The 12,856-nt window shown below is 56.9% G+C and carries 17 protein-coding genes and 1 pseudogene; 7 read left to right on the top strand and 11 right to left on the bottom strand.

Annotated elements, in window-relative coordinates; all coding sequences use genetic code 11:
* The first annotated feature begins 220 nt into the window (after positions 1-220).
* Positions 221-2,533, top strand: coding sequence for a methyl-accepting chemotaxis protein (locus D5261_RS07345; RefSeq protein ID WP_125206441.1), 2,313 nt, complete (start codon positions 221-223; stop codon positions 2,531-2,533).
* A gap of 246 nt (positions 2,534-2,779) precedes the next feature.
* On the opposite strand, the pseudogene D5261_RS07350 reads toward D5261_RS07345, so the two are convergent.
* Positions 2,780-3,938, bottom strand: a pseudogene (locus D5261_RS07350) (IS3 family transposase).
* Between the two features lie 518 nt (positions 3,939-4,456).
* Here D5261_RS07350 and D5261_RS07360 point away from each other — a divergent pair.
* The gene (locus tag D5261_RS07360) at positions 4,457-4,960 is read left to right on the top strand and encodes a hypothetical protein (RefSeq protein ID WP_119325275.1); all 504 of its coding nucleotides are present in this window, start codon (positions 4,457-4,459) and stop codon (positions 4,958-4,960) included.
* Here D5261_RS07360 and D5261_RS07365 read toward each other — a convergent pair whose 3' ends face one another.
* Positions 4,961-5,260 (bottom strand): helix-turn-helix domain-containing protein, encoded by a 300-nt coding sequence (locus D5261_RS07365; RefSeq protein WP_119325274.1) that lies wholly within the window; start codon positions 5,258-5,260, stop codon positions 4,961-4,963. It lies immediately after the preceding gene.
* 87 nt (positions 5,261-5,347) lie between these two features.
* A complete protein-coding gene (locus tag D5261_RS07370) occupies positions 5,348-5,587 on the bottom strand; it encodes a helix-turn-helix domain-containing protein (RefSeq protein ID WP_119325273.1) in 240 nt (79 codons plus the stop codon).
* Between the two features lie 298 nt (positions 5,588-5,885).
* Here D5261_RS07370 and D5261_RS07375 point away from each other — a divergent pair, with 298 nt between their 5' ends.
* The 4 genes from D5261_RS07375 to D5261_RS07390 all read left to right on the top strand — a co-directional run bounded on the left by D5261_RS07375 (position 5,886) and on the right by D5261_RS07390 (position 8,163).
* Complete coding sequence (locus D5261_RS07375; protein ID WP_119325272.1) at positions 5,886-6,308, top strand: helix-turn-helix domain-containing protein; 423 nt, start codon at positions 5,886-5,888, stop codon at positions 6,306-6,308.
* Between the two features lie 32 nt (positions 6,309-6,340).
* On the top strand, positions 6,341-6,955 hold the full coding sequence (locus D5261_RS07380; protein ID WP_245992693.1) for an IS630 family transposase: 615 nt from the start codon (positions 6,341-6,343) through the stop codon (positions 6,953-6,955).
* Positions 6,956-7,349: 394 nt separating this feature from the next.
* Positions 7,350-7,607 (top strand): hypothetical protein, encoded by a 258-nt coding sequence (locus D5261_RS07385; RefSeq protein ID WP_119325270.1) that lies wholly within the window; start codon positions 7,350-7,352, stop codon positions 7,605-7,607.
* Between the two features lie 58 nt (positions 7,608-7,665).
* Positions 7,666-8,163, top strand: coding sequence for a hypothetical protein (locus D5261_RS07390; protein WP_119325269.1), 498 nt, complete (start codon positions 7,666-7,668; stop codon positions 8,161-8,163).
* Between the two features lie 211 nt (positions 8,164-8,374).
* On the opposite strand, the gene D5261_RS07395 is transcribed toward D5261_RS07390, so the two are convergent.
* Complete coding sequence (locus D5261_RS07395) at positions 8,375-8,953, bottom strand: sigma-70 family RNA polymerase sigma factor (RefSeq protein ID WP_119325268.1); 579 nt, start codon at positions 8,951-8,953, stop codon at positions 8,375-8,377.
* A gap of 2 nt (positions 8,954-8,955) precedes the next feature.
* Positions 8,956-9,738 carry a glycoside hydrolase family 25 domain-containing protein gene (locus tag D5261_RS07400; RefSeq protein WP_119325267.1) on the bottom strand — a complete coding sequence of 261 codons (783 nt, stop codon included), beginning with the start codon at positions 9,736-9,738 and terminating at the stop codon, positions 8,956-8,958.
* A 64-nt stretch (positions 9,739-9,802) separates the two neighbouring features.
* Between D5261_RS07400 and D5261_RS07405 the strand changes: the two genes are divergently transcribed.
* The gene (locus tag D5261_RS07405; protein WP_165864699.1) at positions 9,803-10,036 is read left to right on the top strand and encodes a hypothetical protein; all 234 of its coding nucleotides are present in this window, start codon (positions 9,803-9,805) and stop codon (positions 10,034-10,036) included.
* A gap of 30 nt (positions 10,037-10,066) precedes the next feature.
* Here D5261_RS07405 and D5261_RS07410 read toward each other — a convergent pair whose 3' ends face one another.
* The 6 genes from D5261_RS07410 to D5261_RS07435 all read right to left on the bottom strand — a co-directional run bounded on the left by D5261_RS07410 (position 10,067) and on the right by D5261_RS07435 (position 12,846).
* On the bottom strand, positions 10,067-10,552 hold the full coding sequence (locus D5261_RS07410; RefSeq protein WP_119325265.1) for a hypothetical protein: 486 nt from the start codon (positions 10,550-10,552) through the stop codon (positions 10,067-10,069).
* Entirely contained in the window at positions 10,524-10,910 is a 387-nt protein-coding gene (locus tag D5261_RS07415; RefSeq protein ID WP_125206435.1) for a hypothetical protein, read from the bottom strand. The genes D5261_RS07410 and D5261_RS07415 overlap by 29 nt, the downstream gene beginning before the upstream one ends.
* Before the next feature lie 77 nt (positions 10,911-10,987).
* Positions 10,988-11,383 (bottom strand): hypothetical protein, encoded by a 396-nt coding sequence (locus tag D5261_RS07420; protein ID WP_119325263.1) that lies wholly within the window; start codon positions 11,381-11,383, stop codon positions 10,988-10,990.
* A gap of 3 nt (positions 11,384-11,386) precedes the next feature.
* Positions 11,387-11,926 (bottom strand): hypothetical protein, encoded by a 540-nt coding sequence (locus D5261_RS07425; protein WP_125206434.1) that lies wholly within the window; start codon positions 11,924-11,926, stop codon positions 11,387-11,389.
* An 83-nt stretch (positions 11,927-12,009) separates the two neighbouring features.
* On the bottom strand, positions 12,010-12,306 hold the full coding sequence (locus tag D5261_RS07430) for a hypothetical protein (protein WP_119325261.1): 297 nt from the start codon (positions 12,304-12,306) through the stop codon (positions 12,010-12,012).
* 99 nt (positions 12,307-12,405) lie between these two features.
* A complete protein-coding gene (locus D5261_RS07435) occupies positions 12,406-12,846 on the bottom strand; it encodes a hypothetical protein (RefSeq protein WP_119325260.1) in 441 nt (146 codons plus the stop codon).
* Positions 12,847-12,856: the final 10 nt, after the last annotated feature.

The following is a 12,856-nucleotide window of genomic DNA, read 5'->3' on the forward strand; positions in this document are numbered from 1 at the left end:
GCAAGTCGCGCTGTTGCCCCCGCTCTGATGCCCAGCTATACCTTACGTCTTACTATACTTTTCTGGTGCGATGGGCAAAATACCCCGTTTTGGCTTTACCTCTAAAATATGCCGTCCTGACTGCCGACAATAGCACTATATCTCATAAAGTTAGGCGTTGCGGAGTTTAGTACTCTTAAATTTAGCATATCTATAGTACGGCATCTAGAAAGTAAGTCTGTTGAAAATCAACCCCTTAACCCCCGGACGCCTCCTGATGGATCGTTTGCGCTTCCCCGCAAAGTTCGGCCTGATCGGCCTGCTGTTCTTGCTGCCGCTTGGCGGCGTGACCTACTTCTTTCAAAGCGCGATTATCTCCGACATCCACTTCGCCGAGATGGAGCGCCAGGGGGTGGTCTACGATCGCGCTCTGACGAACCTCCTCCTGGACGTACTGAGCAACTCAGATGAGGCTAGCCAGGATGTCGCAGAAGTGGACGCACTCAACGCCGCGCTGGGCCCAGCGCTCAAAACTGGGGATGGGTGGCCAAAGCTTAAAGCTGAATGGCTCGCTATTCAGAAGCCCGGCAGTCAGCCCGCGTACACGAGCCGCCAAGCCGGCATGAGCGCCTTCGCCACAGATCTGAACACATTTATCGGTACGGTCGGCACAAACTCCAATCTCATATTGGACCCCCAAGCGGATAGCTACTACGTGATGGACACCGTCGTGATCCAGGCGCCGGGGGCCGCCGTGACGCTCGGACAGGCGCGTGACTTGGCAACGGACGCAGCCAGTCGTGGCTTGCTGACCGCTGACGAGAAAACGCAACTGACTGTCCTGACGGGGCAGATCGCATCTCCGATGGGGACTTTGACCAGCGATCTCAAACAAGCGACGGCCTTCAACCAAGCGCTGTCAGGCCAGATGGATTCCCCGAGCGCTTCCATCACGAACGGAATAAATGCGTTTCAGGACGCTCTTCAGGCTCAGTTGCTGAAGCCGGCGCATATCACCGTCCGCCCGCAGATTATCGAGATATCTGCTCATGAGGCGCTTGCGTCAGGGCAAAGCTATTCTCAGACTGGATATGACGTGTTGGACGGCATCCTCCAGGTGCGCCTGCACAAGTTTTATAGTCGCCGGAATGCCGTAGACGCTCTTGCCGTCGCGTCCGTGGCTCTGGCAATCTATTTTCTCGTGGCGCTTTATCAGGCCATGCTCGGGAGTGTGTCGCGGCTGCTCAGCACAGCACAGTGCATTGCCGAAGGCGACCTGACACAGAATGTGGATATGCAAACGCGCGACGAAATTGGCCAGATGGGCACAGCCGCCTTGGCGGCAATGGTCCAAAACCTGGGCGCACTTACCTCAGCAGCCCGGCGCGTCGCTTCCGGCGATCTGACGGGGAATCTCGCCGCTCGCTCCGACAAGGATATGCTAGGAAACGCCTTCGTAGAGATGACCGCGAGCCTGCGCACGCTCGTCGTTCAGCTCCAGATATCGTCCGCACAGGTCGCCTCGGCGTCGGAAGTTGTGGCCTCGACAAGCCAACAGATGGGGTCGGCAACGGATGAGATCAGCGCGGCGATGCACGAGGTGGCGCAGGCTTCCGACCAGTCGTCTCGCGGTGCGACGGAAGTTGCCCAGGGTGCAAGTGCGCAGGCGTCCGCTATCTCCCTGGGAGCAGATCAGGTTAAGAGGTTAGCAGCCTCAGTGCGAGGGGTAGCCTACGATGCGACAGGCGCAGCCCAGGAAGCCACACGCGCCGCCGAGGCGACCACAGCAGGCGCCGGGGCGGTAACGCAGACGGTGGCGGGCATGGCGCGCATTGACCAGGCTGTGAGCGAGTCGGCGCAGGTCATCGAGTCCCTCGGTAAGTCTTCCCAGCAGATCGGCATAATCGTGAAGACGATCGGCGAGATCGCGGATCAGACCAACCTGCTGGCTCTGAACGCCACCATCGAAGCGGCGAGGGCCGGCGAGGCAGGTCGGGGCTTTGCTGTGGTTGCCGACGAGGTGCGCAAGCTGGCAGAGCGCTGTACCCGGGCTACCCATGAGATTGGCAGTCTGATCGGGCAGATTCAGTCGCAGACTGAGGCGGCGGTAACGACCATGGCGGTAGGCACGCGCGAGGTCGCGTCGGGAGCGGCGTTGGCTGAGGAGGCGGGGACGGCTCTGTCGCACATCCAGATAGTCGTCTCCGGGGTGATGGGCCGGGTGCAGAGCATCGGGGCGGCTGCCGAGGAAATGTCGGGTAGTTCGGACGAAGTGTCGAAGGCTATCTCGGATGTTGCCGCCATTATTGAAGAGTCCAGCGCGGCGGCGGAGGAGATGTCAGCGAGCGCCGAGCAGGTATCGTCCTCGGTATCAACGATCTCGGAGATGACGGCGCAACAGAGCGCCTCGGCTTCAGAACTTGCAGCCTCGGCGTCGGAACTAGCGGACATCGCCCGGTCGTTGGAATCGGCCGTGGCGAAGTTCCATGTCAGCGCAGAGCCGCCCGATGCTAAGGCTGAGAAGAAAGACATGTTGTTGCTGAAGGCGGCTTGATGCACCGGTGTCTGGCCCCGAACGCCGTGTCTCTCCTTGCCTCACTCACCTGCACGATGAGGCTGATCGCCTTGTCCAGCAGATCGCTAGCAGTGCGGCCGAGGCGGGCTAGGTCGGAACAATGCCGTCCACTCCGGCCAGGAAGCGGCGATTCAATTGGTGCAGAAGTAACGAACTAAGGTGGTCCAATTTGTCAAGACAGTTTGAGAGCCTTTTTTAAGGTGGATCGCGTCCTTTCGTTTTTGGTCATTTTCGGATCAATCGGTGCGGTTCGGCATGGACGAGCGCAGGCGTCAGATTGCCTAGTGACTGATGCGGCCGAACCTCATTGTAGAACTTCAAATAAGACGCCAAACCTTGGCGAGCCTCGTGCGGCGTTTCGTAATCGGCGAGGTAGACTTCCTCTTGTTTGACGCTGCGCCACAGCCGCTCCGTGAAAATGTTATCCACATAGCGTCCGCGACCATCCATCGAGATGCGCGCTCCCGCCGCCAGAAATCGGCTCGTAAATCGCTCGCTCGTAAAGTGGCTGCCCTGATCCGAGTTGACAATTTCAGGCACAGCATGGCCTAGGGCCGTATCTATACAAGACAGGACGAACGGCATTTCCAATGTATCGGATAATTCCCAGGCGACAACGTGTCGGGAAAACCAGTCCAAGAACGCTACCAGATAAAGGAAGCCGCCACGCAGCCGAATATAGGTGATGTCTACGCCCCAGACGTGATTGGGTCGATCAATGCAAAGACCGCTCAGTAGGTTCGGATAAATCTTGTGGTCTGGACCACTGGGCTTCGACAGATTTGGCGCACAATACAGAGTAAACAGGCCCATTTCCGCACGATACCGACGGATCGTATGCCGCCCGACGATGATGCCTTCCTGCGCCAAAAGCGTCACCAGTTTGCGTGTTCCAAGACACGGCCGCTGGGTGTACCATTCGTCCAGTCGATGCTTGATTGCGATCTTCGCCTCCCGAGCGGGACGCGGTTCGTAGTACAAGCAGCTGCGCGCCACGGACAGCAGATCGGCCTGCCAGAGCAGCGGCATAGCATGGCGCTCTTCGCGTTCGACCAGGGCCAGGCGCTCGTTAAGCGTCAGGTTCGAGGCCAGATTTTAATAAGATTCTAGTTTTCAGCCAGTTCACCTGCGTCGTGAGGCGACCGATCTCCTGGTAAAGCTGTTCGACTTTCTGCTCCTGCGATTCGTGAGCTTTGGCCTGCGAGTTCTTGCGTTCGAAGACCAGCGCCAAATCCGCGATGGCTTCCTGCTTCCACTTGGTCAGCAGGTTCGGATGAATCTGATGCTCGGAAGCAAGCTGGGCAACAGTCTTTGTCTCTTTGAGCGCCTCCAAAACGACCTGGGCTTTGAAGGCGGCGGAATACTGTTTTCGGGTGTTGGGCATGGTGGTGAATCCACCTTAATTGTGCCCCATTTACTGTCCGAATTTATGGGACCATTATAGACCTACGGCGGGCTGATCGAGCTGACCCTGCATGTCGAAGCGCTAGGGATGCACGGGGAGAACGCGATCACGATGCTCGAATCGGAAGAGTCGCTCATAAAGTACAACCAGTGGAGAACTCACGCCTGCCGGGAATGGAAGGCGCAGCATTACAAGAAAAAGGGGAAATTGGGGGAAAATGAATCCATCTAATAATGGTTAGACCAGTGCGACCATTATTAGATGGATTAACGAATGCCATCTAATAATGGTCGATTGAACGGTGATGAATCATTTTGTACTGGCTACGCCGTACGAATGAATGCGTACTTTGGGTAGTCGCCCATAGTGGCGTTGATGCCGCGCTACGTAAAATTGATGCCGCGCTACGTAAAGAGGTGCGGAAAATACGTGAAAAAGACGAATAAAAGGGTGCGGGGAGCACTTATCGACGACGGCTCCACGCCGAGGAATTGACCATGACTGATTTCGGTTTCCATCTAAAACCTGACGGGGATATTGAAAACCCTCGCGATGATGAAAAACAGTTTCGTCGTGCGCGCAGAGTCAAGGATCTGACTTATATTGACAGAACTCGCTGGACGAACAGTTATCATGGTATTCACTCCATGAAGATCCGCTACCAGCAAGAGCAGAGCGAAAGTATCATCGAAGATGTTTGGCTGGAAATGCGCATTGGCAAGAGAGAAGCTGTACAGATCGAGCTTGCAGATTTGCCAAATTTTTGCGACCGCTGCCAGCAGAAATTCCCAGAAGATGAACTGAAAGCTCGCAAGTATATTCGGACTAAGGCGTCCGCGCCCGAGACGAAAAGGCTTTGCGCGAAATGTGAAAATGCTATGGAAGGCGATTGTACCTGGTTGGATCGGGGCGATTATGCGTGGATTGACGGGCAGATCGTATATCTTGGAGAGCCATCCTCCGAGAATCGATCGCGATATTTCGGCGAGGAAAGAGTGTAACTATCTAGCAACCTTGTGGATGAGTTCTCTGATTTGTGGCGCCAAATTTTCGTAATCCTGGACGATAGCCTCATAGAGATCCGGTTCGATTACCTGCGCCACGGCGAAAAAGACAGCCATTTCGACATTGAGTTCCCGCGCAAGGATCAGTAGAGTTTCCGCGCCTGGACGTTCCTCTCCTCGCTCAACTTTACTGAGCCACGAAGGCGAACGACCGATTCGTCGCGCGAAGCGCCGCATACTTTCGTGTCCGAGTTCGATCCTTCGGCTACGGATGAATTCACCAAGATTGTTATTCACTCAATTCCCTCGTATGACCTATCCATCTTATTACTTGCTTATCATGTAAGCGATATACTTTTTACTTATCATAAGCATGAAAGTCGCTTAATCGGTTTGCGCCTTCTTCCTTGGAATCCCTCGTGTCACCACAGCTCGCTGGACGCCGCGGTAGCTTGCTGGCTGCCACACATCCAGATCTGCCAGCAAAAACGCCATAGCGCCGACAGGCCACACGGCTTTAAGACGTCCTTCTTTCACAGCCTTGTAGATCGTTGCGACAGAAACCTCTTTTAGCTTCGCCGCCTCCTTCGGCGTGATTAATTGCGCCAAATCGTTTTCATCCATGCCGCATTTTAGCACGCGGGAAAACTAAAGTCAATTCCATTCTACTTTATCATTGACTCGTAAAGTAGAATCCTGTACACTTAATAATTCGAACAAACGAATTGCCTCGGCGGATGCTACGGACACCCCCGAGGCGTGACCGATCAGACGAATCTGATCGATAAGAGATTTTACCATATTACCGGATCCGGGCGATGTCAATGTCCCCAGATGCACCAAACATTGATGTTAAGTAATTGAACAAAAGAATCTCAGGTCGCTTGCTTGCACTCTCTGATGTATATCGTACAATAGTGGCATGAAATTCGTTTCTACTCTCTCGGAGGCTGATCAGGCCGACCTAACAGCCGTGTATCGGAGTGGTCCTTCTCATCGCCAGCGTCAGCGCGCCCAAGCCGTACTCCTCAGCGCCCAGGGATATACACTCGACCAGCTTTCGCAGATCGTGCAAACAGACTTTCGCAGATCGTGCAAACAGACTTTCGCAGATCGTGCAAACAGACTTTCGCAGATCGTGCAAACAGACGCCGCTACCATCAGCCGCTGGCTCGATCAGTGGAAAGAACATGGGCTGCCAGGGCTCAGTGACGCCCCTAAGTCGGGCCGACCGCGCAAAATTGACGCTGTTGTCGAAGCGCATCTGCGTGATGTTCTGCAAAATCCAACGCCTAACTTGAAAGCCGCCTTAGAGGATGCGCTGGAAAAAAAGGGCTCAAAATAAGCTGGTCGACCGTTAAACGCGCGCTGCGAAGGATCGATTACACCTATCGGCGCACTCGCCGCCGCCCGCCCAAAACGCCTCCTGTGGAGGTGCAGGAACGAACGCAACGCGCGCTCTTGCGCATGCATCGTCTCGAAGAACAAGGCCGTTGCCAGGTGTTTTATGGGGACGAAAGCGGCTTTTGCCTTCAGCCTCCCGTTCCTTACATGTGGCAGAAGAAGGGCGAGACGGTCTGCATTCCCTCGCACGGGCACTCGAAACGGCTCAACGCCGTCTCGTTCCTGAGCAAGGACAACCAGATTCATACTTTTCTGGGCTATGAGGCGATCACGGCTCACCACATGATTGAAAGCTTCGATAAGATTGCCAGCCAGATCACGGTTCCGACCGTGATTGTCTTAGACAATGCGAGCATCCATCGCGCCAAGATCGTTCGAGAGAAGCGCGCTCAGTGGAAGAAACAAGGGCTGCGGCTTTTCTTCCTGCCGCCGTATTGTCCTCACCTCAATAAAGTGGAAACACTTTGGCGAATGGTGAAATATCGATGGCTGGCTCCCAGAGACTATGCCAGCTTCGAAACGCTGTGCAAAAGTGTCGAGAATATTTTACGCAAAATCGGTCAAGAATATCGGATTTCTTTTGCGTAGGTACTTATCACGCACCATATCTGCCCGATAGAAAATTGAATGGATGGAAGGTGATTTTGCCTCTTCCCTGTTCCTAGATAAGATGCAGCATTACCGAACACTTCGGGCACGGCGGCGACGAGTATGGAAACGACTATGTGTTCAGCTTCGCGAATACCGCCGGCGAGTCCCTGCTTCAGAAAGAGGGCGAATCCGATCGCACGATTACTGGCGCTTTCGTCCACGACTTTCGGCGCGCGGCCAGATTATCACAGACACTGCCGATAGCGCGAAGGAGACACAAGCGGTCGCTGATATGGAAAGACTGCTGGCGTTCTGGTACAACACAACAAAATAGCGTTCGATAGATCATTTAATAGCGTACGATAGATCGTTTACAGGAATGGATACAGCCATGAAGTCTCAAATCGCCACTCAGTTGCAACTGACCGATGCGGTCTATGTACTCCAGCATCTGGAGTCTCCGGAATTCGTTTGTGTTTTACACGAAGGAATCGATTGGATCTGCGCATCCTCCTGTTACGCTTCACTGGCAAATTTTCAGCGTGGCGCCGGACTAATCGAGTTCACCAAAATCATACACACGCCGGTCAAAACCTTGGTTTTCACACATTTCTATTACGAGGGAAATCTCGTGACACTGACACAATAAGAGTCGCGCTTCCGTTGGTGGCATCGCCATCTATGATGAGGAAGAGAGTGAAGCCAATATGCGTGGATTCACGACTGAGGAGCTGCGCGCGCTGGACGTAAGGATCGCGATCGAAGTTATGGGATACAAATACTTCCGACCAAAATCGCTGTCGTCTTACGAGCAACCGACCGGTTTGGCGTATCTGGTCGATAGCGCTCATTACGGTACGGATCCTGCTTGGATGATTGCGGAAGATGAATGGCCTCGGGATACTGAATTTCGCGCCTTGCCGCATTTTACCAACGCCCCTGACGCAGGGGAGGCGATTATCAAAGCGACGCACGCGCGATGGCGTGAGGCAGGTCGTAGACTCTTTTGGCGACTTGAGACAGATCCGACCGATGATGCCCACATAGCGTCTATCATAGAAATGAGCGCCGACGGTCATGCGGCTGATATACTATGGGCGCAGGAGCGGGACGAAGTTTCTATGAAAATCGCAATTTGCAAAGCGGTTCTCGCGCCGGGCGTATTGGCGACGCTTGCATCTTGGTCAATAATCCAGGAACCATAATTCCCCAGGATCACGGCGTCATTGGCTTGTGACGTGAAGCTGGCGCCGTTCTCACTTTTCACGCCGACCATCAGGAGCTGGTGGACAGCATCGATCTTCTCTTCAAGATCTGATACGGCTCGACGAAAGTTGGTCTATGAGCCGTGTTGCTGGTCAAAAATCCTCTGCCTGTTACGCAAAAGGGGGCGCAGCCATTCGGCTGCGCCCCCTTTCACACTTCAATATCCAAGCCCGTCAACTTCTCGCGCAACACCTTCAGCCCCGCGTTACGGATCTGCGCGGCGCGCGAGCCGGACACGCCCAGATGCTCGGCGATCTCCCGATCGTTGAACCGCAGCCCATAATACTCGCGTAGCGCCGTTTGTTGATCAGCGTTCGCCGCCAGGCCGACAAGCCGCTCGAATGCATCCTCTCCGTCGACGCGCTCGAACCCCGGATCGATCCACAAAACCCCCAGACGCTCATCCGCGTCCTCCATCGAGTCGAATGAGATCGTCCCATTCACGGTGTCCCGGTTTCCATAGACATTCTCGCGCGTCCGGCCGCGCCAATCCCTCAGGACCTGAATGGCCGCACGGCGCGCGCTGCACGTGACCAGCGCCGGCGCGCCGCCTGCTACGTGCGTGAGCCAAGCGGCGCGGTGCGCGCATGAGATCCCCTCGTCTACCAGGTGAGGATAACCGGCTCTGAGCACCAGCAGCGCCTGGACGCGGCATGTCACGAAAAACCACCGCTCATATTCCCGGTTTGGGAAGGCCGGCCTCCGCACGCGCGTGCTAGTGCTCTTCATGTTCAGCCCTTCCGAAACGACGCGATCGCCGCCGTCCAGGCCGCCTTGTTCACCGCGACCTGCGCGTCGCCGTCTGCGGGATCCCAGACGTAGATGCTGAAGTTGCTGAAGCCCAGCAGCTTGACGAACGGAAGGAACGCGGTGTTGTTGATCGTCGGGACCAGGCGCTGCCCGGGGAGAAGCTTGATCAGCGGCCTCCCCTGCGTCACGGCGCCGCTGAGGATCCCCGCAGGCGTCCGCGTGGTGCCCGGCTCCAGATACGCCTGCGGTTGCCACGTCGCGCAATGCCCCATGAACGCGGCGAATGGAAATGCGGGATGCAGCTGCGGAGACCAGAACGAAGAGAGGTGCAGCGTGACGCGGTGGCCAGTCGCCTCGGCGATGCCGTGACACAGCTGATCGACGAGCGCCTTCGTCGCGTCCTCGCCGTGTGCTTTGGCGTACGCCTCCCATTCCACCTCGGCGTCGAGCACGAGATCGGTGACGCCGGCGGGGATGTTGACGATGATCGTTTGGATCTGCGCGGGGGTGTTGCTGGGACGGACATACGCCCACGCGCCCAGCTGCAGCCCGATCGTGGCGGCGTCATGGACCAGCGTTTTGTTGTCGACGCCGTGGTAGCTGCTCGCGCCGTCGCTGATTTTGAACAGGACGTAATCTGCGCCGATTGCCGCCGCGTCATGCAGGTGTCCCAGGATCGTCTGCGGGTCGTGGCACCAGAGGCCGACGCGGCCGGCGAAGAACGCCGCGCCGACGGGCGCGACGCTGGGGATAGAGGTTGTCATGTGGATCCTCGATTCGATGAATAGGAGTTGGGCGATACGATCGGGGCTGAGGTAAACTGGGACTATGTTTCAGCCCCCTTCCCATTGGGTAGCCGTGACACGCGAGGAGCTCGTCATGGCGGAGTACGATACGTTTCCAGGCTTCGACTTGGAAACGAACAACGCTCTGATCGAGGCGCAGATCCGAAGCATGCTTGCCGCCAAGGGAATCGACTGGGACCGCAGGGTGTGTCGCTGGGAGGATCCAGAAACAGGGACGATGTGGTTTTTCAACCCCTTTCCCTGGGAAGTCATCTAAGCCACCGGTTTCGCGCGAAACCGGTCAAAGTCAATTGTCGGCGGGGTTGTGCGCCAGGAAGGCGTTGCGCACGCAGGCCTGCGCCGTCGCGCACGGCTGCCAGAACTTGTAGGCTTCGTGGTTGACCAGGCCGTTCTTTCCATGAAGCCAGTCGTGCACCTGTTCGCGGAGTGCGAGCTTCATGGGCAAATTGCAGTCGATGGCGTGGATATGCTGTACGCCGCTCCAGCCGTCCTTGCCCGGCGCTCGGTAAAAGCCGGCGATGCCTTCCCGGGCCAGCGCGACGAGCTCATCGCGGATCATGAGATCCGTCATGCCGTGCACGGAGATATCAACGGCTGCGCAGTATTGCCGCCCATTGATCAGGCCGGCCTCGAATTCGTGCGTTTTCTTCGATGCGCGCGCATGGCCGTCCGTCTGGGTGATTCGACTGGCCGTCACGCCGGCGCGGCGCAGCGCATCGGAAGTGGCCTGGGTGAGGCCGTGGTCACAAAGTAGGGGGAGCTGCTGGGACATTGGTTTCCTCTTTCGTGGGGGAGGCAGTGGAGATAATCGCTTGGTCGGCGTGCGCAGCTTCAGGCATTTTGTCGGAGCCGTACTTGCTGACGATGTGCAGACGAGGCTCTTCCATCGGCTCGTCTTCATCCTCATCCGGCTCGGCGTTGACCGAGCGGGCGACGCGCCAGGGACGCCCGAACTGGTTCGACAACTTGCCCGTGAGAAACCCAAGGGTCGTCAGCGCCACTCCGGAGAACATGACCTCCTTCGCCTGAGGCGCGACGAGATAGAGGATCATCGAAACCAGAATGATCGCGACGGACGCCAGGATCATCACGTAATGCAAACTCGGGACAGGCGAAGGGTGGTTTTTCATGGGGTGGCGCTTTCGATGTCAGATCGGTTTCGCGCGAAACCGATCTGGAGAATGTTTCCCTGCGGAAACTTGAGAGACTATTTGCGGGGAAGGCGCAGCGTCATTTGCTTGGGCGGCATTCCAAGCTGCCATCCGGCGAAAGCGCACCAATCCGGCAGGGGCTCAATGTTGGAGTAGATGACGCGCGGCATCGATGACGGCTGCTCGGTGGGCAGGTACAGAACCATTCGGTGATTGCTATCCAGAAGGTCCGCGTCGATCGACGATTGATACTCGCAGGGGCTCGGCTTCGTTTTGCCGCGCTTAACCTGGATCGCGAGGTTGTGCGTGTGGCGGCCGCGAACGCCCAGGGCGACCACGTCGAACACTCCATGAGAAGCGGCCGCGCGCGTCACGACATACCCCAGGCTCTTGAGCATGTTAACGACGATGTACTCGCCTTCGCGGCCCTTGATGTAGTTTCGATTGGGCATCACCTACTCCGCAGTCTTGGGAGAAGTGTTCGGCGCTGGGGCGAAGTGGATCACGGATCCGGCCGGCAGCACTGGAGCCTTGCCGACGGGAACCACCTGCGCCGGCGCAGCGAGATCCGCGCGATAGTAGCGAAGAATTTGCCATTGCGGATAGGGGATCACGTGAATTCCGAGGATGCCGGTGTGGTGTAATTTGCAAAGCGGCAGCAGGTTGCCTTCGCCTTCGATCCAGTTCTTGAAGTCCTCATCGCTGTGAATATTGAATTCCGGATAAAGCTCCTCGAACTTCGAAAGGTCGACCCCGTTTTGGAGCGAATACTCCACTTTGTCGTGGTGTAATTCGATGTTCTCTGTCGTTCCGCAGCTCCAGCACTTGAGCAGTCCCATCTTTTTCATGCGCAGCCTGGCGGCGTTGAATACATGGTAATGCGGATCGGTCTCCCGAGGTTCGTGGCTGGGAACGCATTCGAGGATATGGAGCGTCACGCTCTGGGTGTGCGCGGCTGTGACTGCGCACGGCGCCGGCGTGGTATCGGTGGGCATGGTCTCGTCTCCCGTCCGAACAAAAACGACCGTGCCCAACGTCATGAGCACGGTCAGGTAAATCCAAAAGCGACGCGCGGCCATTAGGAGGCCGCCGCAGTCGTGTCCGCCGGCGCGGCCTGGGCGAGCTTTGCGACGACGCCGGCGTAGATGCTATTCGCTTGGGTGGAGAGCCAGGCGTTGGCCAGGGGCAGGATCAAGGCGACGATGAACGGCGAGATCCGCGCCTTCGCGGCGGCGAGCGCAATGAACTTGTCGCCCTGGTGGATCAGGCCGGACGTGAGCGTTTCCTGGGAGAATTTGGGGTTGATCAGCAGTTGTGCCTGCACGTAAGCGGCAGCCTGGGCCTTGGCGTCAGCGAACACGTTGTTGAGGTTCATGGGGTGGCCTTTCTGGGGAGAGGTGTTTCCGTACTCAAGAACGGAAACGCTTGGAAGATCTATGTTAACAGCTCTCGCGGTAAACAATCATCGAACTATTTACACGAGCGCTGGGGTGATCGTCAGTGGGAGATAGCCGTCATCCGGACAGGTCAGCGTTGCTCCGTCGTCGAAGGTGACGCGGAACTCGCATTCGTAGAAGTTGGGCGCATCGGTGTCTCCGGAAACCCAGTTGTAAGTCACGCCGCCCGTGGTCGGATCTGAAGCGACCTGCGCCGCCTCGTTGACGATCAGGCGCTTCGAACTCTTCTCGGCCATATGGAACTGGACCGTCGCGCCGCTCAAGTTGATGACGCCGTTCGCGTCCTTCAGAATGACGATGAAGGCCGGCAAGGTGTCGCCGGCTTTCAGGTCAAACTCAGTTGCAGGGATCGCCGATGTCGGCGGCGTGATGACGGGGTGTCCGGAGAGCGGAGCCGTGGTCACATCGCCGGACGTCGGGTCGTTACCGATGTCGTAAGGTTCGTTTCCGATCGGCATGGATGCCTCC

It is taken from the genome of Capsulimonas corticalis (genome assembly GCF_003574315.2).
GTDB lineage: Bacteria > Armatimonadota > Armatimonadia > Armatimonadales > Capsulimonadaceae > Capsulimonas > Capsulimonas corticalis.